Raw genomic sequence first — 24,763 nt, 5'->3', positions numbered from 1 at the left:
CTGAGCGCGTGGCGATCAGCCCACGCGTGCCATGCAATGCTCGACCAACGCCTCCAGCTCACGCTGGAAATCGTCCATCAAGGCATCCATCGTGCCGGCGCGATAACGCTGGCTGCTGTAGATGCAACGCAAGGCCAACTGACCGTCATAGACCTGGCCGACAATTTCCAGCCAGTTGCCCAGATTGGCTTTCAGGCTGTAGTTGTCGCCGGTTTCTTCCAGCGCTGGCACCAGCAGTGCCTGCTCGTCGAAACTCTGGTCAAACTGCCCCAGGTAGTTGAACGTGACCCGTGCTTGCGGCAGTTCGGCCAGTTGCCGCGCCACCTCAGCCCCAGCCAGATGACGCAATACGCCATAGCCGATGCCCTTCTGCGGTACCGCTGCCAACTGTGCCTGCACATTGACGATCGACTGGCCGATGTCGTCGCTGTCGGGGCGCAAACGCACCGGGAACATGCTGGTGAACCAGCCCAGGCTGCGGCTCAGGTCGATGGACTCGAACAGGTCTTCACGACCATGGCCTTCGAGCAGAATCAGCGCCGACGGTTGTTGACTCCAGCGGCACAGGGCACGACTGAGCGCCGACAACAGCAGGTCGTTGATCTGCGTGCCGTATACCGCCGGAGCCTGTTTGAGCAGTTGTTCAGTGTGCTCGCGAGACAGTTTCAGTCGCGCCTGCGCCTGCTGACGCACGAGGTTTTTGCCCCGCAGGTTGTCGCATGGCAAATCGACGCCCGGCTGATCCAGTTGCTCCCGCCAGTACGCCAGTTCCTGCTCGGCAATCACCGGCGCCTGCGCCTGCAAAGCCTCGGCGAACGATCGGTAACTGCTGGTGCGAATCGGCAGTTTCGGTTCGAGCCCCTGCACACACGCCTCGTATGCCACTTTCAAATCGTCGAGCAGAATTCGCCACGACACGGTGTCGACCACCAAGTGGTGAATCACCACCAGCAGGCGCGCCTGGCCATCCGGCAAGGCGACATGCATCACCCGCCAGACCGGCCCGTCGTCGAGTTTCAGGCTGCGCTGGGCGAGGTTGGCCAAGGCTTCGACCTGTTCGCTGTTGTCCGCCTCGCGGCGCCAGAGCAACGCTTCACCCTGTTCACTAAGGTCACAGTAACGCTGCAACCAGCGCCCGCCTTCGTGGGAGAACCGCAGGCGCAGCGAGTCGTGATGTTGCGCGATCCAGCCCAGTGCCTGCTCCAGTGCATCGAGGTCCAGCGGCTGGCGCGCACTCAACAGCAATGACTGGTTGTAGTGATGCGCCTCGGCCATGCCTTCGGCAAAGAACCACTCCTGAATCGGCAGAAGATTGAACAAACCCTCGGCGGCGACGTGCGTGACGTCCGCCTGCGGTTTTGGCGTGCCCTCCTTCGCCGCTTCCTGCTCGACGATGCCGGCGATGGTTTGATAACGCATCAGGTCGCGCAGCTTGAGATCCATCTGCAACGTCGGATGGTTTCTGACGCGGGAGATCACCTGCAAACTCAGAATCGAGTCGCCGCCCAGTTCAAAGAAATTATCGCTGATGCCCACTTGTTCGACTTGCAGCACCTGCGCCCAGATGTCCGCGAGCAGGCTTTCCTGCTCATTGCGCGGGGCCAGGTATTGCTCGGTTTTGAACTCGGGTTCCGGCAGCGCCTTGCGATCAAGCTTGCCGTTCGGTGTCACCGGGAAAGCACTCAGGCAAACGATCTGCGCCGGCACCATGTATTCCGGCAACGAGGTGCGCAGACCCGCCTTGAGTTCATCGCCAATGTCTTCGCCGGTCGCAGTGACCACATAACCGATCAGTTGCTTGCCGGAAGCATTGTCGCGGGCGATCACCAGTGCGTCGGTGACCGACGGCAACTGGCGCAGACTGGCCTCGACTTCGCCCAGTTCGATGCGGAAGCCGCGGACCTTGACCTGATGGTCGATACGGCCGACGTAATCGACCACACCGTCGGCACGCAAACGCACCAGGTCACCGCTGCGATACAGGCGTTCACCCGCCGCGAACGGGTTGGGCACGAAGCGCTCGCAAGTCAGCTCCGGACGGCCGTGATAACCCCGGGCGACGCCATAGCCGCCGATGTACAACTCGCCGGCAAAGCCTGGCGGCAGCGGGTTCATATCCTCGTCCAGCACGTACAGCGAGCGTGCGCCCACCGCACGGCCGATCGGCGCATACGCGGCTTCGCAATGCTGGCTGACCGGGACTTTCCAGAGCATCGGCGTGACCACGGTTTCGGTCGGCCCGTAGCCGTTGGTGAAGTACTGCGGACGCAGCGCAGCCTTGACCTGTTCGAAGGTCTGATCCGGCACCGCATCACCGCCGAAGCAGTAGATGCGCACTGGTGGCGGCGCGATACCGCTGGCCGCGGCGTACTCGGCCAGCTGCTTGAGATAGGCCGGCGGGAAGCAGGCAATGGTGATGCCGTAATCATGCAGCGCCTGATAGGTCTGCTCCGGTGTCCACAGGCAACCGTCGCGAATCACCAGACGACCGCCGCTGTACAAGGTGCTCAACCAGCGCTCATGAGCACCGTCGAAGGCGAACGACATGAAGTGCAGTTCGCAACTGCTGGCGTCCATTTCATACAACTCGGCGATGGCCTGACAGTGCATGCTCAGCGGGCCTTGCGTCACCGCGACGCCTTTCGGTCGGCCGGTGGAACCCGAGGTGTAAACCAGATACGCCAGGCCCTGTTCCTGCACCCGGCAATCGGGGGCGTGGTCGGCATAACGGCTTTCATCAAGGTGATCGATTTCCAGGCGCAGCAGACCTTGCGGCGTCGGCAAGGTCGCTCGCAGGCTGCTCTGGGTCAACAACAGCGCCATGCCCGAATCTTCGATCATGTACGCCAGACGCTCCGGCGGATACTCGATGTCCAGCGGCACATACGCCGCTCCGCTCTTGAGCACGGCGAGGAAGCTCACGACCATTTCCAGCGAGCGCGGCAAGGCCACGCCGATCACCACTTCCGGACCGGCGCCGTGTTCGATCAGGCAGTGCGCCAGTCGGTTGGCGCGTTGCTCGAGTTCGGCGTAGGTCAGGTTCATCCCGGCGCATTGCAGAGCAATAGCCTGCGGCTGTTGTTGCGCGTGACGGCTGATCAATTCCGGCAACAGCGCCGCTTGATGGGTATGCGCCGGTTCAGCACTCCAGACCTGCGCCGCTTGCCATTGCTCACCGCTCAAGCGCTGCAAATTACCGAGGCGTTCGTACGGCGCCGCCAGCATCGCGGCGAGGGTGTTTTCCATGGTCTGGCGAATACCGACGACGGCCTCAGCGCTGAAGTGGCTGCGCAAATACAGGTATTCGATCGATAACTCGTCACCGAGCATCACCGCGAGGTCCATCGGCACGTTGGTCACACCGTGGCCGATGGATTTGCCGAAGGTCAGGTCAGTGTCGTTTTCTTCCTGCAGACGGTCGTCGATCGGGAAGTTTTCGAACACCACAATGCTATCGAACAACGCCTGACCACCGAGGCTGGACCAGCGCTGTACATCGGCCAGCGGCGCCTGGGAGTAATCGCGAATGTCGAGGTTGTAGGCCTGCACTTCGCCCAGCCAGTCAGCCAGACGCTGATCGGCTTGCGGCGTCTGAATGATCGGCAAGGTATTGATGAACAGACCGAGCATGTTGCCGACATTCGCCAGACTTTCCGGACGCCCCGACACCGTGGCGCCAAAGGTCACCGTCTGCTGCCCGGTGTAGCGTTGCAACAGCAGCAACCATGCGCCCTGAATCAGCGTGTTGGGGGTGATGCGCAGGTCGCGGCAGAACTGCAACAGCCGCGCGGTCTGCGCTGTGTCCCAGTTCGAATAGATCGCATCGTGACCGGCAACATCGGCGCTGTGGCGCGGGTGCATCGCCTGGCTCAGTGCAGTCGGCTCGCTGACCACCGCCAGGCGCGCCTTCCAGAACAACTCCTGGGCGTCCTGATCCTGTGCCTGCAGCCAGGCGATGAAGTCGCGGTAACGACCGTTCTCGCCGATGATTTCGCCCTTGGCGTAATACTGCAGGACCTCACCGAACAGCCGCGAACTGCTCCAGCCGTCCATGAGGATGTGGTGGCTGGTCCAGATCATCTGGTACTGATCGTCGCTCAGGCGCAGCAGGGTCACCCGCAACAAACGCGCATCGGCCAGATTGAAACCGAGCGCGCGGTCATCGCTGGCAAACGCGGCAATCCGCTCCTCACTGGTCTCCTGACCACGCCAATCGAGCACCTGCATTTGCAACGGCGCATGGCGATGCACCACCTGCAACGGTTTGGCCAGGCCGTCCTGCCAATGGAAACTGGTGCGCAGAATCGCCTGACGGGCGATGACAAATTCCCACGCCTGGCGGAAGCGTTCCACATCCAGGCCCTTGATCGGCAGGCTGACCTGCTGCACGTACAGGCTGCTGCCGTTATCCGACAGCGTGTGGAAGAGCATGCCTTCCTGCATCGGCGACAGCGGGTAGACATCCTCGATCATGTCCGCCGGCACTGGCAACGCATCGAGCTGCGCCTGATCCAGTTCGGCCAACGGATAATCCGCAGGCGCCTCGCCAGTCGAGTGCTCGAGTGAGACCACTGCAGCCAGCTTCTGCACGGTCTGCTGCTGGAACAGGTCTTTGGGGGTGAAGCCAATCCCCTGCTGACGCGCGCGGCTGACCAGTTGAATCGAGATGATCGAGTCGCCGCCCAGCGCAAAGTAGTTGTCGGTCACGCCGACCCGCTCGATCTTCAGAATGTCCTGCCAGACCTCGGCCAGTTGCTGCTCCAGCGGCGTCGACGGCGCCACGTATTCGCGCTGCGACTGGCTGACGTCCGGTGTCGGCAAGGCCTTGCGGTCGAGTTTACCGTTGGGGGTCAGCGGCAACTGTTCGAGGAACAGCCACTGCGCCGGCACCATGTATTCCGGCAGATGCGCCTTCAACGCGGCCTGCAGCGTTTCACTCAAATCGTCCAGTTGTTCGAGGCTGAGGCTGCTGTCACTTGGCACCACATACGCGACCAGTTGCTGGCCACTGTGGCCATCCACCGCCAACACCACACCTTCGCGCACATTGTCCTGAGCGAGCAGACGCGCTTCGATTTCACCCAACTCGATACGGAAACCGCGCACCTTGACCTGATGATCGATACGCCCGACGTATTCGATTCGGCCGTCCTCCGTGAAGCGAGTCAGGTCGCCGGTGCGGTACATGCGCTCGCCACTGCTCGAGAATGGATTGGGCACGAAACGTTCGGCGGTCAGGCCCGGGCGGAACAGGTAGCCACGGGTGATGCCATCGCCGGCCAGATACAACTCGGCCGCCACGCCAATCGGTGCTTGCTGCAATTGCTCATCGAGCAGGTACGCCGTGGTGTTGACCAGCGGCCGGCCGATGTTCGCCTGACCACCAAGTTCGCGGCGGGTGCAGGTCGAATAGGTGGTGTCTTCCGACGGCCCGTACAGGTCGTAGACATGCGCCACCGCCGTCTCGCGGTAGAGCGTGTCGACCAGGCTCTGCTTCAGCGGCTCACCGGCGAGGTTGATGATGCGCACGCCCGGCGGAATTTGCCCGGTGCGTTGCAGCGCGGCAATCGCCGACGGCACGGTGTTGATCAGGCGCACCTGATCGCGCTCCGGCAAGTCCGGCAGCTCCAGGGCATTGCGCGCCATGACGATCGAGCCGCCGCGTGCGAGGGTGACGAAAATCTCCCACACCGACAGGTCGAAGCACACCGACGTCGACGCCAGCACACCGTGCAGATCGTCTTCGCTGTAGACCTCGGCAGACCAGTGAATCAGCGCCTGTACGTTGCGGTGGGCGATGGCAACACCTTTCGGTTTGCCGGTGGAACCGGAGGTATAGATCACGTAGGCCAGATTGGCCGAATCAGCGCGCGCCGGAAGATTATCCGCAGGCTGCTCGGCAAACGCCGCACCACCCGCCTCGACCAGCACCACCTGCGCATCGGTCTGCGGCAGTTGCGCCAGCAGCGATTGCTGCGTCAGCAAGACTTTCGCCTGACTGTCGTCGAGCATGTAGGCCACGCGATCTGCCGGGTAATCCGGGTCCAGCGGCACATAGGTGCCACCGGCCTTGAGCACCGCCATCAGGGCGATCACCAGTTCCGCCGAACGCGGCATCGCCACGCCCACGCGGATTTCCGCACCGACACCCAGCGCCAGCAGATGATGGGCCAGTTGGTTGGCGCGTTGATTGAGTTCGGCATAGCTCAGGGCGACGCCCGCATGACTCAGAGCCAGTGCCTGCGGATGCGCCGCGACGCGAAGCTCAAAACTCTGCGGGATCAGTCGTTCCGCCGGATACGCAGCCTGATTGGCGTTCCATTGCGCCAGGGTCTGGCGTTCGGCGAATGGCAGCAGGCCGATCTCACCGAGCAGACGCTGTGGCGCCTCAATGAACTGACGCAGCACTTCTTCCAGATGCCCTGCCAGACTCAGCACGCTGCGTTCGGCAAAGTGCTCGGTGAGGTAGTTGAAGTCCAGGTTCAAGACGTCGCTGGCCCCGGCGATCAGGGTCAGACCGTAGTTGGTTTGCTCGCGGTGCTCCAGGCCGCCAAAACGCAGACCGCCCGGGTTGGCTTCCAGCGCTTCGGACACCGGATAGTTTTCAAACACCAGCAAGGTGTCGAACAGCGCTTCGCCACTCAACTGAGCCAGACGCTGGATGTCCTGCAACGGCGTCTGCTCGTAGTCGCGCAGCAACAGGTTTTTGTCCTGCACGCTGCGCACCCAGTCGCCGACGCTGAGCGTGGCCTGCGGGCTGGCGATTACTGGCAAGGTGTTGATGAACAGGCCCAATTGCTGCTCGATGCCCGGCAGATCCACCGGACGCCCGGACACCGTGGCACCAAAGGCCACAGTGGCCTGGCCGGTGTAGCGCTGCAACACCAATAGCCATGCGGCTTGTACCAGGCTGTTGAGGGTCACTTGCTGCTGACGGGAGAAACCGTTCAGGCGCTGAGTGAAGGCTTGGTCAAAATGCAGGCGATGCATCTGTTTGCCCGGCCCCGGCACGGTACGCCCGTGGCAAGCCGAGGCCAGTCGGGTCGGTTCCTCCAGTGCGGCCAGCTGTCCGCGCCAGAAATCCTGTGAGGCGGCTTTGTCCTGACCTTGCAGCCAGACCAGGAAATCACGGTAACGACCCTGCGCGCCCGGCACCGGTTGACCTGCGTAATCCTGCAACACCTCGCCGAACATCCGCGAGTTGCTCCAGCCATCCATGAGGATGTGGTGGCAGGTGAAAATCAGCCGATGGCGATCATCAGCCGTGCGCAGCAGGCACAGACGCAGCAGCGGCGGATTCTGCAGATCGAAACCGCGCTCGCGATCAGCCTGCGCCCGCGCCTCAAGCACGGCCGGCAAGTCCGCCACACCGCGCACATCGACTTCGGGCATTTCCAGGGTCAACTGGCGATTGATCACTTGCAACGGCGCATCGAGACCGTCGCGGCCCCAGATGAACCCGGCACGCAACACTTCATGACGATCCACCACGCGTTGCCACGCCTGCTGGAAACGCGCCACGTCGAGGCCGTCGATATCCAGCAGCATCTGATAGACGTAGGCGCTGGCATCGGCGTCGTACAGGCTGTGGAACAGAATGCCTTGTTGCATCGGCGCCAGCGGATAGATGTCCTCGATGCGTTGGGCGGCGATCGGCAAGCTGTCCAGGTGCGCCTGGGACAACCCGGCCAACGGCACATCCGACGGCGTCAAACCACCGCTTGGATGGCTCAGGCAATGGTCGATCAACTCGCTCAGCGCCACTTCATAAGCACGGGCCAAAGCGTTGATGGTGGAGTCTTCGAAGACATCGCCACTGTAAGTCCAGGTCAGGCTCAGTTGGCCCTGATAGACCCGGCCATCGATGGTCAGCCAGTTGGCCATCGGCGCGTTTTCGTCCTGGCCGGCGCCCTTGTCTTCGGTAGCCGGCACCCACAGGGCGCCTTCGTCGAAGTTGTTGTCGAACTGGCCGAGGTAGTTGAACGTCACTTTCGGATGTGCGAGATCGTTCAATGCTGCTTGCGAATCGGCGCTGCCCAGATAACGCAGCAAGCCATAGCCGATGCCTTTGTGCGGGATCGCGCGCAGTTGCTCCTTGATGCCTTTGATCGAGGTTTCCAGACTCGCGTCCGGGGTCAGGCGCACCGGGAACATGCTGGTGAACCAACCCACCGTGCGGCTCAGGTCGACGTCATCGAACAGGTCTTCCCGACCGTGCCCTTCAAGCTGCACCAGTGCGCTGTCGGTGTTGGTCCATTGGCACAGCACGCGGGCCAGCGCGGTCAGCAGCAGGTCGTTGACCTGGGTGCGATAAACCGCCGGCGCCTGTTGCAGCAACTGACGGGTGCGTTCGGCGTCGAGACGCGTATCGACGCTGCGTTCGAAACGGTTGCTCAACTGGCCCTGTGGATTGTCCAGCGGCAGTTCGACCGACACATCGCGCAGCTGCCCGCGCCAGTAATCCAGTTCGCTTTCCAGCTCGGCACTGCGGGCATGCTCCTGCAGACGCTCGCCCCAATCCTTGAACGCGCTGGTCTTGGCCGGCAGACGCACAGCCTGACCGCTGCTCAGCTGTTGATAGGTCGTTTGCAAATCCTCCAGCAGGATCCGCCACGACACGCCATCGACCACCAGGTGATGAATCACCAGCAACAGACGCTGGCTGGCGTCCGGCAAGTCGACCAATGCCGCGCGAATCAACGGGCCATCGAGCAAATCCAGACTGCGCTGCAACTCCTGGCAAAGCGCGGGCAATGCGGCGCTGTCGTCCAGTGTGACCGTGCGCAGCAAGGCGTGCGCCTGATCCGCAGGCGCGTGGCGCTGCTGCCAGCCGTCGTTAGTCTGGCAGTAGCGCAGGCGCAGGGCGTCGTGGTGGCGTTGCAGGTGCAACAGCGCCTGCTCCAGTGGCGCCGCTTGCAGCGTGGTAGCCGGGGTCAACAGGATCGACTGGTTCCAGTGATGCCGCGCCGGGATGTCGCTATTGAAAAAGTAATGCTGGATCGGTGTCAGCAGCGCGTCGCCGAGCACTTCGCCCTGCTGCATCTGCACCGCGTCGCTCTGTTGCGCGACAGTCGCCAGACGTTGCACGGTCTGGTGCTGGAAGATGTCTTTGGGGGTGAAGCGAATGCCCGCATGACGGGCGCGGCTAACCACCTGAATCGAAATGATCGAGTCACCGCCCAGCTCGAAGAAGTTGTCGTTGAGCCCGACACGCTCGACCTTCAGCACGTCCTGCCAGATCTCGGCCAGACGCTGTTCCAGTGGGTTGCGCGGCGCGGCATACACTTCCTGTACCTGCGCAACTTCCGGATGCGGCAGTTGCTTGCGATCGAGCTTGCCGTTGGCCGTCAGCGGCAGACGCTCAAGGAACGCCCAACTGACCGGGACCATGTAGTCCGGCAGGGTCTCGCGCAAATGTGCCTTGATCGAATCGCGCAGTGCACCCTGCCCTTCGCCGTCCAGTTGTTCTTTCGCGACGATCCACGTCGCCAGTTGCTGGCCGCTGATACCGTCGACCGCCAGCACCACGGCTTCGCGCACATCGGCATGCTTGAACAGTTGCGCTTCGATTTCACCCAACTCGATACGGAAACCGCGAATCTTCACCTGATGGTCGATCCGCCCGATGTATTCGATCACGCCGTCGCCGCGCAGCCGCGCCAGGTCGCCGGTGCGATACAGACGCTCGCCCGCCTGCGAATTGAACGGATCGGGAACGAATCGCGTGGCGGTCATGCCGGCCTGATTCAGGTAGCCCCGGGCCAGACCGGCACCGGCGATGTACAACTCACCGATGCAGCCTTGCGGCACCAGATTCAGCGAGCTGTCGAGCAAGTACCACGACAAGTCGACAATCGGCTCGCCGATCGGGCTGCTGTGGCTTTGCTCAAGATCAGCCATCGACAACGGTCGGTAAGTCACGTGCACGGTGGTTTCGGTGATGCCGTACATATTGATCAGCGTTGGCGCGCGGTCGCCGAAACGCTCGAACCACGGGCGCAGGCTCTGCACTTCCAGCGCCTCGCCACCAAACACCACGTAGCGCAATGAGTTGCTGCGCGTCGACTCGCTGGCGACCTGCATCAATGGCTTGAACGCCGATGGCGTCTGGTTCAGCACGGTGACGTTTTCATCGCACAGCAGGGTGTAGAAATCTTCCGGAGAACGGCTGATGTCATGCGGCACCACCACCAGTTTGCCGCCATACAGCAGCGCGCCGAAAATCTCCCAGACCGAGAAGTCGAAGGCGTAGGAGTGGAACAGCGTCCAGCTGTCCTGCGGGCCGAAATCGAACCAGTGCTCGGTGGCACTGAACAGCCGCATGACGTTGCCGTGCGGCAGCAATGCGCCTTTCGGTTTGCCGGTGGAGCCGGAGGTGTAGATGACGTACGCCAGGCTGTCCGGCGTGGTCAGGCACAGCGGATTGGTTTCAATGCGGTGTTCTGGCGCCTGATCCAGATCGAGGCACGCCAGCCCCGACGGCACCGGCAGTTGCGCGAGCAGATGGCCTTGGGTCAACAGCAGCTCGATGCCGCTGTCCTCGATCATGTAGCTCAAGCGATCATCCGGATAACCCGGATCCAGCGGCACATAAGCGCCACCGGCCTTGAGCACAGCGAGGATGGCGACAATCATGTCCAGCGAACGCTCGACCGCCACGCCAACACGCACATCCGGGCCGACGCCACGGGCGATCAACGCATGCGCCCACTGGTTGGCGCGACGATTGAGTTCGGCGTAGGTCAGGCGTTGCCCGTCATACGTCACGGCGACCGCGTCGGGATAAAGCTCGGCCTGCGCTTCAATGGCTTGGTGAATGCACTGCTCAAGCGGTTGCTCGACCCGCTGAGGATTCCACTGCGCCAGCAATTGTTGCTGCTGACCGGCATCGAACATCGGCAACTGGCCGATACGTTGCGTCGGCTCGGCGACGATGGCCTGCAACAACGCGTTCCAGTGTTGCGCCAGACGCTCGATGGTCACCGCGTCGAACAGATCCGTGGCGTACTTGAGCACGGCTTCGATGCCATGGGCCTGTTCGGTGGTGTTGAGGGTCAGGTCAAACTGCGCAGTCTGGCTCTGCCATTCCAGCGGCTCGATGTTCAGGCCATTCAAACGGGTTTCGACACTCGCGCGGCGCTCGGCCTGATGGTTGAACATCACCTGGAACAGCGGACTGTGACTGAGGCTGCGGCCCGGTTCCAGCGCTTCGACCAGTTGCTCGAAGGGCAAGTCCTGATGGGCCTGCGCTTCCTGCGCGGTCTTTTTGACCTGACGCAGCAGATCGACAAAGGACATCTGCCCGTCGATGTCGGCCTTGAGCACCTGAGTGTTGACGAAGAAGCCGATCAGCCGCTCGATTTCCACCCGCCCACGGTTGGCATTCGGCACGCCGACGCGGATGTCGGCCTGACCGCTATAACGGTGCAACAGGGCCTGGAACGAGGCCAGCAAGACCACGAACAGGGTGACGTTTTCTTGCCGGGCGAAGGCCTTGAGCGCGTGGCTCAGCGCCGGGTCGAGAATCAGGTTGTGGCTGGCGCCGGCGAAGCTTTGCTCGATGGAGCGCGGGCGATCCATCGGCAGTTCGAGGACCGGTTGTTCGCCGCCGAGTTTCTCTTGCCAGTAAGCCAGTTGCCGCTCCTGCTCACCGGCCTCCATCCACTGCCGTTGCCACAAGGCGTAGTCGGCGTATTGAATCGGCAAGGCCGGCAGACCGGCATCGTGACCGAGGTTGAAACCGGCGTAGAGCTGCACCAGTTCCTCGATCATCACTTGCAGCGACCAGCCATCGGAGACGATGTGGTGCAGGGTCAGCACCAGCACATGGTCATTGGGGGTGACTTGCAGCAGCGCTGCGCGCAAGAGCGGGCCGTGCTGCAGGTCGAACGTTTTCTGGCTCTGGGTCTGCACGAACGCCTGGATCAAAGCATCCGCGTCGTTGGTCAGCTCAGCGCTCAGTTGATGAGTCTCCAGTGCAAAGGGTCCTGCGGGCAGGACCACTTGCAAGGGTTGCGCGGTTTCCTGAGAGAACACCGTGCGCAAGGTTTCGTGTCGTTCGATCAGCGCCTGAACACTGCGCTCCAGCGCGCTGACATCCAGCGGGCCCTGCAAACGCAGGGCCGTCGGAATGTTGTAGGCCGCACTGTGCGGCGCCCACTGCCAGAGAAACCACTGGCGCTGCTGAGCGTAGGACAGCAGCAACGGCTCCTCAGCCGTGCGCTTGAAAACCGGGGCAATGTCAAAGAGGTTGACGCCTTTCTGCTTGAGCAGAACCGCCAGAGCCTTTCTTTGCTTAGCCGAAAGTTGTCCTACCGACTCGATTAACTCTTGCACGCGTTTTTCCCTCTCAAGAAATCAGTTTTTCCAGATCATCGAGGGATAGACGTTTGAGGGCCTCCAGGGATTTAGCCAATTCATCCTGAACGGGCGACATTTCGACGCGCAAGGCCTCGATTCGCGCACAGAACGCCTTGAGGGTGTCGGTTTCGAACAGCTCTTTGAGCGGCACCTTGTCGCCCAGACGCTCCTTGATCCGGGTCACCACCAGCGTCGCCAGCAACGAGTGCCCGCCAAGCTGGAAGAAGTTGTCCGCGAGGCCCACTTGCTCAACCTCCAGCACTTCCTGCCAGATCGTCGCCACTTCCCACTGCAAATCGCTTTGCGGCGGTTGGTAATGCTGCTGCGCCGGGCCGTCGCCCAAGGCCATCAGTGCCTTGCGATCGAGCTTGCCGTTGGGGGTCAGCGGGATGGCGTCGATCAGGTGCACGTGGCCCGGCACCATGTGCGCTGGCAAGCGACTGGCCAATGCACTGCGCAAGCGTTCCACCCACACCGTTTGATCGACCACAGCCTGCGCCACCACGTAGGCGTGCAGGTGTTTACCGGCGGCACCGTCTTGCGCGAGCACCACAGCTTCGCGGATCTCGTCCTGCTCCAGCAGCCGCGCTTCGATTTCGTTGAGCTCGATACGGAATCCGCGAATCTTCACCTGATGGTCGGCCCGGCCGATGTACTCGATGTTGTCATCGCTGCCCTGGCGTACCAGATCGCCAGTGCGGTACAGGCGCTCGCCGTTGCTGGCGTACGGATTCGGCACAAAGCGCTCGGCGGTCAGTGCCGCGCGCAGCAGATAACCCCGGGTGACACCGGCACCGCCCAGGTACAACTCGGCAGGCACGCCACTCGGCAGTACTTGCAACTGGCTGTCGAGCAGATAGGCCACGGTGTTCGGCAACGGTCGGCCGATGTTCGCCTGGCCCTGGGGTGTGCGCAGGGTGAAGGTCGAATAGGTGGTGTCCTCCGACGGCCCGTAGAGGTCGTAGACCAACTGCACCGACGTGCTCGCGTACAGCGTGTCGACCAGGCTTTGCTTGAGCGGTTCGCCGGCCAGATTGATGGTCGCCACCGAATGCGGAATCTGCCCGGCACGTTGCAGCGCGGCAATCGCCGACGGCACCGTGTTGATCAGCGTGACCTGTTCGCGGGCCGGCAAATCGGCCAGCGCCAGCGCATTGTCCGCCAGCACCAGGCAACCACCGCAGGCCAGGGTGACAAAGATTTCCCAGACCGACAGGTCGAAGCAGATCGACGTCGAGGCCAGCACACCGCGCAGTTGGTCTTCGTGATAGACCCCGGCCGACCATTGAATCAACGCCGACAGGTTGCCATGGGTGATGGCCACGCCTTTCGGTTTGCCGGTGGAGCCGGAGGTGTAGATGACATACGCCAGATTCTGCGCAGTGACATTCACCAGCGGTGCCGTTGTCGAGAACGCGCTCAACGCGCCCTCTTCCACCAACAGCACCTGCGCGCTCAACGTCTCAGGCAACAGCGCCAGTGCGGCCGGCTCGGTGATCAGCACGGCGGCGCGGCTGTCGTCGAGCATGTGCAACAAGCGTTCCTGTGGATAGTCCGGATCCAGCGGCACATAGGCGCCACCCGCCTTGAGGATCGCCAACAGCGCCACGAGCATGTCCGGCGTGCGGCGCATGCACACCCCGACCCGCACCTCCGACCCGACGCCCAGTGTTTGTAGCTGGTGCGCCAGGCGATTGGCCCGGGTATCGAGGCTCTGATAATCGATCCGTTGCTCGGCGAACAGCACCGCATGTGCTTGTGGCTGACGCTGCACCTGCGCAGCGAGATGTTCCAGCACTGTGCGCGCGTCCGTTGCCGTAACGTCGGCCTTGCCCCAAGCGATGGCCTGTTGACGCTGTGGTTCGGCGAGCAATTGCAGCGCACCCAACGGCTGAGAGGCATCGGCGAGGAACTGCGTCAGCAGGCTCTGCAGTTGCGCGCTCAAACCGCTGATTGCGGCCGCATCGAAACTGGCCCGGTCGTAACTGATCCCCAGGCTCAGTTCACGCCCGGTCACCGCCACCAGCGTCAACGGGTAGTTGGTCTGTTCCTGACGACGAATCGCCGAGAACGTCAGCCCCGTGGCCGGGCCCTGTTGCAGCGCTTCGGCCATCGGGTAGTTTTCGAACACCAGAATGCTGTCGAACAACGCACCGTTACCCGCACCGGCCCAACGCTGAATGTCGTAGAGCGGCGTGTGTTCGTGCTCGCGCAGGGCCAGATTGACGTCTTGCACCTGTTGCAGCCACTGGCTGACGACGATCTCGGCGGACGGCGCCGCGACCACCGGCAAGGTGTTGATGAAAAGACCGATCTGCTGCTCGACGCCCGGCAAATCCGTCGGACGCCCGGCGACGGTGGCGCCGAATGCCACATGGTCCTGCCCGGTATAACGCTGCAACAGCACCAGCCACGCCGCTTGCACCAAGGTGTTGAGGGTGACTTTCTGCTCGCGGGCGAAGCGGTTCAAGTCCGCCGTCAAGGTTTCGCTGAATACATGCTCGTGTTCGGCGTAACCGCTGGCCGCGTGCTGCCCGCCCGACAAGGCACCGGCCAGACGCGTCGGCTCATCAAGATCAGCGAGGGCCGTCGTCCAGAAATCACGACTGGCCTGCTGATCACGCTGACCCAGCCATTCGATGTAATCGCGATAACGCCCCTGCCCGACCGCCGGGGTCAGGCCGGCATAACGCTGCAGCACTTCGCCGAACAACTGCGACGTACTCCAGCCGTCCATGAGGATGTGGTGGCAGGTATAAATCAGGTGATGCGTGGCCTCGTCCGTGCGCACCAGCGTCACCCGCAACAGCGGCGCGCCGGTCAGGTCGAAACCACTGGCCAAGTCCTCGCTGGCCAGTTGCTCCAGCGCCGCACCGATGTCAGCACGACCGCGCCAGTCCTGCATGCGCCATGGCATCTGAGCACTCTGACGAACCACTTGCACCGCTGCGGCGGCATCCTGTGGCCAGACGAATGCCGTGCGCAGGATCTCGTGGGCATCAACGGTTTGCTGCCAGGCCTGCCGGAAACGCTCGGCGTCGAGGCGTTGCACATCCACGCGCAATTGATTGGTGTACGCCGGGCTGTCCGGATCGTTGACGCTGTGGAACAGAATGCCCTGCTGCATCGGCGACAACGGATAGAGGTCGACGATGTCGCGGGCCGGGATCGGCAGCGCCGACAGCTGTGCCTGGGTCAGTGTTGCCAGACTGAAGTCCGACGGCGTCACAGCCGCCTCGCCACTGTCGCAGCAATGCTCGATCAAACGCTCCAGCTCACGACGATAGGCCTCGGCCAGCGCCTCGACCGTTTCTGTGCGATACATGCCGGTGCCGAAGGTCCAGGTCAATTCCAGCTCACCGCCATAGACCTGACCATCAACGCTCAGCCAGTTACCCAACGGTGCAGCCGCGTCCTGATTGGCGCCGGTGCTTTCACCACTCGGCACGAACAGCGCGCCGGCGTCGGCGTTGAACGCACCGTCGAACTGGCCGAGGTAGTTGAAGGTCACGCGCGGCTGCGGCAATCCCTGCAACTCGGCGGATTGGCTCAGGTAACGCAACACTCCAAATCCGATGCCTTTGCCCGGCACCGCACGCAATTGCTCCTTGATCGCGCAGAGGGACGCACCCGGCGTAGCTTCGGGTGTCAGGCGCACCGGGAACAAGCTGCTGAACCAGCCCACGGTGCGGCTCAGGTCGATGTCGTCGAACAGGTCCTCACGGCCATGACCTTCGAGCTGAATCAGTACCGAAGGCTGTTCGCTCCAGTCACACAACACCCGCGCCAGGGCCGCCAGCAGCAGGTCGTTGATCTGCGTGCGATACGCCGCTGGCGCCACTTTCAGCAGTTTGTGGGTCAGTGTCTGGCTCAGGCGCGAGCTGGCGCGGCCCGCCTGTTCGCGGGTCTGGGTGTCCTGGGGGAAATCGCGTGGCAGTTGCGCGTCGCTCGCCTCCAGGGTTTGCCGCCAGTAACCACTTTCAGCGGCCAGCACCTCACTCTGCCCGTAACGATGCAGATGTTCGGCCCAACTGTGCAGCGAGCTGCTTTTGCCCGGCAAGACCAGCGGCGTGCCCGCCGCCAGCGCAGTGTAAGCGTGCTGCAGATCTTCCAGCAGAATGCGCCACGACACGCCATCCACCACCAAGTGATGAATAACCAGCAACAGGCGTTGCTCAGCGTTCGGCAGGTTCACCAGCACCGCCCGCACCAAACGCCCTTGCTGCAGATCGAGACTGCGCTGGGCGTCGTCGGCGAGTGCCGGCAAAGCGTCCACGCTGGCAAGTTCGCGTACCCATAACAGCTCCGGATCACGCTGGGTCTGCGGCATTGCCTGCCAGACATCACCGCTGGCCTGGAAATTCAGCGTCAATGCTTCGTGCTGTTCGATCAGCGCCGCCAGCGCTGTGCGCAGAGGCGCGGCGTCGAGCGGTGTGGTCGGCTGCAGCATCACCGACTGGTTCCAGTGCTGACGCTGGGCAATCGCGGTTGCGAAGAACCGTGCCTGAATCGGCAGCAATGGCAACGGTCCGCGAGCGGCCGGTACCGCAGCCGTGACGGGTTTGGCTTCGATCAGCTTGGCCACAGCGGCCAGTTGGCCGATGGTCTGTTTTTCGAACAGTTGCTTGGGGCTCAGCTTGATGCCCTGGCGTTTGGCGCGAGCGATGATTTGCAGGCTGAGGATCGAGTCGCCGCCCAGTTCGAAGAAGTTGTCGGTGCTGCCCACGCGCTCCAGTTTGAGCACGTCGGCCCAGATCGCCGCGAGTTTTTCTTCGATTTCACCCACTGGTGCGACGAAGTGTTGAGTGACCACGCCCGGCACCGGCAAGGCACGTTTGTCGAGCTTACCGTTGGCCGTCAGCGGCAATGTTTCCAGTAACACAATCTGTGTGGGAACCATGTAGTCCGGCAGGCACGCCTGCAATTGCTCGCGCAGCGCCTGCGCCTGCAAGGTCAGCCCCGCCGTTGGTACACACCACGCAACCAGTTGCAGACGCGTCGGGTCGTCATCCAGTGCCAGCGCCAGCACCGCCGCTTCGCTGACGCCGTCCAGGCCCAGCAACACCCGCGCGACTTCCGCCGGCTCCACGCGATAACCGCGCACCTTGACCTGATCGTCGGCGCGGCCGATGAACTCCACCGTTTGCTGACGATTGCGGCGTACTCGGTCGCCGCTGCGATACACCCGCGCACCCGGCGCGCCGAACGGATCCGGCAGGAAGCGCTCGGCGGTCAGCCCTGGCTGATTCAGGTAGCCCAGCGCGACGCTGTCACCACCGATGTACAACTCGCCGGCCACCTGATCGGCAACGTTGTTCAGCACATCGTCGAGCACGTAAACGTGAGCGCCGGCCAGTGCGCTACCGACCGGTACGCTGCGCGTCAGGGTCAGATCACCGACTTCATGGGCCAGTACGCCCACCGTGGTTTCGCTCGGCCCGTAGTGGTTGATGATGCGGCAGCCCGGTTTGAGCTCGCGCACGCGCTCGACCAGCGCTGGCGAGCATGCTTCACCGCCGACGATCAGCGCGTGTTCCGGTAGCACGTCGGCAGCCCGCGCGGCCTGCAGCAACGCGGCCAGATGGCCCGGGACGATTTTCAGCATGCCCACTTGATGCCTGGCCATGTACTCGGCAAACCGGTCCGGATCGAAGCCCAATTCTTCCGGCAAGACATGCAGCAGTCGTCCCGAACACAGCGCACTGAACAGCACGGTAAAACCAAGGTCGGCGGCGATGGTCGAGACCAGCGCCATGCTGGCGTCCGCTGTCGGCGCCAGTCGCTCAAGCACACCGCGCACATAACTGCCCAGCGCGCCATGGCTGACCAGTACACCTTTCGGTTGCCCGGTGGAACCGGAGGTGTGAATCACATACGCCGGTGATTGCGCGCACAGCGTCACGGCGGGGCAAGTGTCCGGCATGGACTGCCACTGCTGCGCTGCAAAGGCGATGCCCTGACAACCATCGACCGCCAGCGCGGACACGCGTGCATCGCCGTCGGCGCACAACAGCAGCCGTACTTTCGCAGCGCCGAGCATCTGCTGCAAACGTGCGTCCGGCGCTTTGACGTCCAGCGGCATGTACACCGCACCCGCCTTGAAGATCGCCAGCACCGAAGTCAGCCAGTCCAGCGAACGCTCCATCAGCACCGCCACCGGCTGCCCATCGCGCACGCCTTGGGCGCGCAAATGATGGGCCAGCCGATTGGCCGCCTGATCCAGCACCTGATAACTCAAAGCCTGATTCAGGTCGCGCGCAGCCAGCGCTTCAGGCTGGCGGGCGACCTCACGATCCCAGTGCTGCAACACCGACAACGCCGGTTCGGCGGGTGCCGGGAGCGGCGCTGGCGAGATCTGCGCAACACTGTGCAACGGCGCTTGCGGCGCTTTCAGCAATTCGCTGAACAGACCGAGCAAGGCCGGCACAAAAGCTTCGACGGTTTCCGCCCGATAGAGGTCGCTGGCATAGGTCATCTGGCCGTGAATCAGCGTGCCGTCATCGGTAATGTCCAGCGCCAGATCGAAGTGAGTGCCATCCTTGTCCAGCGGATACTCGGCCACGCTCAGCCCGGGCAGCGCCATCGAACGCTGCTTCTGCATACCGACGTTCTGGTTGAACTTGGCCTGGAACAGCGGGTTGTGGCCCAAGGTGCGTTCTGCCACCAACTCGTCCACCAGTTGCTCGAACGGCAACTCCTGATGCGCCTGCGCACCGAACGAGGCTTCACGCACCCGCGCCAGCAAATCCTCGAAACTGCCGCGCTCATCCACCTCGCATCGCAGCACCTGAGTGTTGACGAAAAAGCCGATCAGCCCTTCGACTTCAGCACGGCCACGGTTGGCATTCGGCACGCCGACGCGAATGTCACGCTGCCCGGCCTGCCGCGACAGGAACAACGAGAACCCAGCCAGCACCAGCATGAACAGACTGATGCCCTGGCTACGGGCAAAGGCGTTGAGTTGCAGGGACAGCGGCGCACCGAAATCAAAACTCAGGGTCTGGCCCTCGAAGCTTTGCGTCAGTGGCCGGGCAAAGTCCGGCGCGACTTCCAGCAGCGGGTGTTCTTCACCCAGTTGCTGACGCCAGTAATCGAGTTGCCGTTCGCCCTCGCCGGCCTCCAGCCAGCGGCGTTGCCAGATCGCGTAGTCGGCGTATTGCAGCGCCAGCGCTGGCAATTGCGGCTCGCGTTCGAGGCTGAACGCCTGATAGCACTGGACGAATTCCTTGACCATCACGTCCATCGACCAGCCGTCAGAGACGATGTGGTGCATGCTCACCACCAGCACGAACTCTTCGTTGGCCAGCGCAAACAGACTGGCGCGCAGCAGCGGCCCGTGGCGCAAATCGAATGGCCGTGCGGTGACGCTCTGCACCTGTTGCGCCAACGCCTGCTCGCGCTCTGACGGCGGCAGCCCGGTCAGGTCAATGCGTTCCACGGCCAGGGGTTGCTGATCAAGGATGACCTGGTGTGGCTGATCACCGTCAGTCTGGAACACCGTGCGCAGGACCTCATGGCGCGCCACCAGGTGATCGAAGGAGCGCTGCAGCGCCGCTTCGTCCAGACGCCCGTTCAGGCGCAGGCCGGCGGCCATGTTGTAGGCGGCGCTTTGCGGTTCGAGTTGCCAGAGAAACAGCAGACGCTGCTGAGCGAACGACAACGGAATCGGCGCGACATCGTGCCGACTGACCGGCAGCGGCAACAGGCTGAAGTCCTTGCCGTCCTCGCGCAGCTTGGCCAGAAACAGCCGACGCTGTTCCAGCGGCAAGCCGACGAACCTCTTCGCGATACGTTCCGCCATGGTGCCGCTCATACTTCTTCTCCTTGCAAAGCATTCATGAACTGATCCATATCGGACCAGTCGTCGTTCGTTGCACTGTCAGCCAGTTGCGCCAGCACCCCCGCCAGTTCACCCAGCAGCGGTTTCTCGAACAGGCTGCGCAGCGGCAACACCACGCCCAATTGAGTTTTGATGCGCGCGATCACCTGCGCGGCCAGCAGCGAATGGCCACCCAATTCAAAGAAGTGATCATCCAGACCGACCCGTGCCACTTGCAGGACCTCTGCCCAGATTTGCGCCAGTTGTTGTTCGGTATCGGTTTGCGGCGGGCGATAGTCGCCTTGCAGTTGACTCGGATCCGGTGCCGGCAAGGCCTTGCGATCGAGTTTGCCGCTCGGTGTCAGCGGCAGGTTTGCCAGCAACAGCAGATGGCCCGGCACCATGTAATCCGGCAGATTGGCTTGCAGCGCCGCGCGGATTTGCTGACGGAACGCCGTTTGCGTCGCTGCACTTTGCAGCACCGCCGGATCGCTGACCACGTAGGCCACCAGTTGCAAACCACCGCTTAGCGGAACTGCCAGCACCACCGCCTCGCGGATGCCGGGGCATTGCTGCAGGCGCGATTCGATTTCGCCCAGTTCGATGCGGAAACCGCGAATCTTCACTTGATGATCGACCCGGCCGATGTACTCCACCGCGCCGTCAGGTCGCAGTCGCGCGCGGTCGCCGGTGCGGTACAGGCGCTGGCCGTCGGCGAACGGGTCGGCGATAAAGCGCTCGGCGCTGAGGGTCGGCTGACGGTGATAACCCCGCGCCAGGCCAGGCCCGCCGATGTACAACTCGCCCACCGCGCCTTGTGGCAGCAGGTTCAAATCATCGTCGAGCACGTACAGGCGGCGTGCGTCGAGACCGTGGCCGATCGGGATGCCGCGCCACGACACGGCGTCGGCCGTCAGCGCGGTGCAGTCGTGAATGGTCGAAACCACCGTGGCTTCGGTCGGCCCGTAGGTGTTGAGCAAGCGCACATGGCCCAAACCGGCCTGTTGCCACAGGCGCAAACCGTCTACCGCCATCGCCTCGCCGCCGACGTGAATCTGCCGCAGCGCAGCGAAACCGGCCGGTGGATTAGCGGCGTATTCCTGCACCAGCCAATACCAATAAGCGGCCGGCAGATCAGCCAGGGTGATGCCATGTTCGACAATGACCTGATGCAACGCCGCGCTGTCCCACAACCGCGCATCACGCAGGACGACTGCGGCACCGTGACACAGCGGCGGGAAAAACTGCTCGACAAAGCCGTCGAAGCTGCTGGTGGCGAACTGCAAAACGCGATCGCCTTCGCGCAAGTCGCTGTAATCGATGGCGCGGGCGATGAACTCGCTCAACGCGCCATGACTGACCGCGACGCCTTTCGGGCGGCCGGTCGAGCCTGAGGTGTAGATCACGTAGGCGAGGTTTTGCGCGGCGACCGTCACAGGCAGATTGTCGGCAGGATCACTGTCGGCCAACTGCTCCAGACACAGGCAATCGACGTCATCCAGATCCGGCAGGCTGACGAGGCTTTCGCGATCGGTCAGCAGCAGTTTCAGGCCACTGTCATCGAGCACGTGGCGCAAACGTTCGGCCGGTGTCTGCGGATCCAGCGGCACGTAAGCGCCGCCGGCCTTGAGCACCGCCAGCAATGCCACTGCCAGTTCCAGCGAGCGCCCCAGCGCCACGCCGACCAGCACGTCAGGGCCGACACCGCGAGTGCGCAACTGATGGGCCAGACGATTGCTGCGGGTGTTCAACTCGGCATAGCTGAGTGACGGCGACGGCTTGGTCGCGAGAATCACCGCCGCTGCCTGCGGCGTGCGCGCCACCTGCGCTTCGAACAGGGTCTGCACACTGGCGAAAACCGGTTCTGCCTTGGTGACTTGAATCAGTTGTGCACGTTCAGTCTCCGCCAGCAGTTCGACTTCGCCGACGATTTGCTGCGGATCACGGCACACGGACGCGAGGATGTTGCGCCAATGCCCGGCCATCGCAGCGATGGTTGCGGCATCAAAAATATCGGTGGCGTAGGTGAAGGCCGCGAACAACTGCTCGCCCTCCTCGCGGGTGTCGAGCATCAGGTCGCTGGTGGCGGCATGTTGGCGACCGCTGCCGGCCAATTGCTCCTCAGTCAAATAGCCCACCTGCAAACCGGACTCGAGTTGCACGTGCTGCAAGTCGGTCACCAGCGGCTGGTGGTTGAACATCACCTGGAACAGCGGGTTGTGGCTTTGGCTGCGCGCCGGTTGCAAGGCTTCGATCAAGGCGTCGAACGGCAGATCCTGATGAACCTGCGCGCCGAGTGCGGCCTGACGCAGGTTCTGCAACAGATCGGCAAAACGTGTTTGCGCGGTGACTTCGCTGCGCAGGATCTGCGTGTTGACGAAGAAGCCGATCAGCCCTTCGGTTTCGCTGCGGGTGCGGTTGGCGATCAGCCCGCCAACGCGAATATCGGTCTGGCCGCTGTAGCGATGCAGCAACGTTTTGAACGCGGCCAGCAACACCACAAACAGTGTCACGCCCTGACGCTGGGCAAGGCTTTTCAGCTCCTGACGCAGCGCTGCGTCGATCACCGTTTCCAGACGCGCGCCCTGATGACTGGATTGCGCCGGATAGGCACGATCGGTCGGCAGCTCCAGCACCGGATGCTCGTCGCCCAATTGCGTGCGCCAGTAATCCAGCTGACGCTCGCGCTCACCGGCCTCCAGCCAACTACGCTGCCACAACGCGTAATCGCGGTAATGCACGGTGAGCGCCGGCAACGACGGCTCGCGCCCCGCCACCCGTGCGTCATAGATGCGCATGAACTCATCGATGAGAATGTTCATCGACCAGCCATCGGCGATGATGTGGTGCAAGGTCAGCAGCAACACATGCTCCTGCTCGGCCAGGCGCAACAGGCGCAGACTGAGCAGCGGGCCATTCTCCAGATCAAAGGCTTGACCGGCCTCAGCCATCATGTGCTGTTGCGCCAGCGGCCAGCGCTGGGCTTCGGGCACCGCACTGAGATCGCTGATCGCCAGTTTCAACGGCTGCGGTTCAGCGACGCGCTGAACCGCGCGCTCACCATCCTGACCGAAGGTGGTGCGCAAGCACTCGTGCCGCGCCGCCAACTGACTGAACGCCTGCTCCAGCGCCTGCGCTTGCAAGTCTCCCGTAAGACGTACCGCCATTGGCAAGTTGTAAGCAGCGCTGTGCGGGTCCAGTTGCCAGAGAAACCACATCCGCTGCTGGGCATACGAAAGTCCGTCTCGCTCGGCGATCCCGTCACAGGCAGTCATGGGCAGCTGCGCAAAATCGATGCCCTCACGGGCCATACCGGCGAGGAACAAACGGCGTTTGTCCTGTGGCAGTTCGATAAAACGACGGGCTAGTTTCTGGGCGTCTGCGGCATTCATGCATGGGGTCCTTGCTGATCGGCGGCGTGACCAGGAGACCCGGTCGTATCAACAAGAACGAATGACAAACGCGATGATTTAGCGCGCTGGCGCAACAGCGGCTCGACGGTAGACACACAAATGCCGAAGCCGGTACGAGACCGGCTTCGGCAGCTTTACCAACAGACGTGGGAATTGCTCAGAGCGGACCCTGTGAATGCCCTTCAGCCATGGCGACAATCACTTTACGCGGACCTTCGAACGGCGAACGCGCGTGCGCCGAGAGCATGTTGTCGAGCATCAGCACATCGCCCTCCTGCCAGGGAAAGCTGATCGCGCACTCATCGAGCACCGCGCGAATCTGCGCCAGCACCTCGTCTTCAATCGCCGAGCCGTCACCGTAGTAAACGTTACGCGGCAAGTCTTCTTCGTCGACAATGTCCAGCAGGCTTTCACGCACTTCCGCTTGCAGGTTGGAAATGTGGAACAGGTGCGCCTGATTGAACCAGACGTTGTCACCGGTCACCGGATGGACCGCCACCGCCTGACAGGTCTGACGGGTGCGCAGTTCACCGTCATCCTTCCATTCGCAGACAATGCCGTGGGCCTTGCAGTAGGCCTCGACGACCTCGCGATCGTCAGTGTCGAAGACATCTTCCCAGGCCACATCCAACCCGTTGCCGAAGTTGCGCACATACATCAGCCCTTTGCTGACGAAGCGCTCGCGAATCGCCGCGGGAATACGCCGATAGACTTCACGGCTGTCGGCAATCGGCGTCTCGCCACCGGACTTTGCCGCGATCATGCTGTAGAACCAGATTTTCATCGGCCAGTCGCGGGAGTAGGCCTGCTCGTTGTGCAGCGGAATGCTCTGGTGCGCCGGGTATTCGGTCGAGGTGTACACGCCCTGCGTCACGTTGGTGCGCGGCGTCGAGCCGAATTCATAGTTCAACAGCGGATGGCCAAAACTCGCCGCGAACTGCCGGAACTGTTCGGCACCGTTCAGACGGAAACCGCGAAACAGTACCCCGCCGTCGCGCAGCAGATGCTCGTCCACCAGTTCTTTCAATTCATCGAACACTGCCAGCAAGTCAGTGTCCGCATCGGTCGCTTCCACCAACAACGGCAAGCGCCCCCGTTGCGGCAGCAGTGGCCGAACGGAAAATCCCACAGCAACAGCCATGACTGGCCTCCTGTAATCACTCGATAGGTG

At 62.7% G+C, this 24,763-nt stretch carries 4 protein-coding genes; all 4 read right to left on the bottom strand.

Features of this window, described 5'->3' with window-relative positions; translation table 11 throughout:
• Positions 1-15 precede the first annotated feature (15 nt).
• Positions 16-12,336, bottom strand: coding sequence for a non-ribosomal peptide synthase/polyketide synthase (locus AC3IUF_RS09870; RefSeq protein ID WP_489280940.1), 12,321 nt, complete (start codon positions 12,334-12,336; stop codon positions 16-18).
• Between the two features lie 13 nt (positions 12,337-12,349).
• Positions 12,350-20,173: an amino acid adenylation domain-containing protein gene (locus tag AC3IUF_RS09865; protein ID WP_489280939.1), complete on the bottom strand. Its 7,824-nt coding sequence runs from the start codon at positions 20,171-20,173 to the stop codon at positions 12,350-12,352.
• Positions 20,170-23,571, bottom strand: a complete 3,402-nt coding sequence (locus AC3IUF_RS09860) for an amino acid adenylation domain-containing protein (protein WP_489280938.1) — start codon at positions 23,569-23,571, stop codon at positions 20,170-20,172. The genes AC3IUF_RS09865 and AC3IUF_RS09860 overlap by 4 nt, the downstream gene beginning before the upstream one ends.
• Before the next feature lie 178 nt (positions 23,572-23,749).
• Positions 23,750-24,733, bottom strand: coding sequence for a TauD/TfdA family dioxygenase (locus AC3IUF_RS09855; RefSeq protein WP_489280937.1), 984 nt, complete (start codon positions 24,731-24,733; stop codon positions 23,750-23,752).
• Positions 24,734-24,763: the final 30 nt, after the last annotated feature.

The sequence above is a fragment of the Pseudomonas sp. KH_040 genome, assembly GCF_057839305.1.
This window is presented reverse-complemented; position numbering and strand designations above follow the sequence as displayed.

Excerpts from the sequence above, each read along its gene's own strand:
- AC3IUF_RS09855 (WP_489280937.1), bottom strand. The coding sequence starts at position 24,733 with ATGGCTGTTGCTGTGGGATTTTCCGTTCGGCCACTGCTGCCGCAACGG.
- AC3IUF_RS09860 (WP_489280938.1), bottom strand. The coding sequence starts at position 23,571 with ATGAATGCCGCAGACGCCCAGAAACTAGCCCGTCGTTTTATCGAACTG.
- AC3IUF_RS09865 (WP_489280939.1), bottom strand. The coding sequence starts at position 20,173 with ATGAGCGGCACCATGGCGGAACGTATCGCGAAGAGGTTCGTCGGCTTG.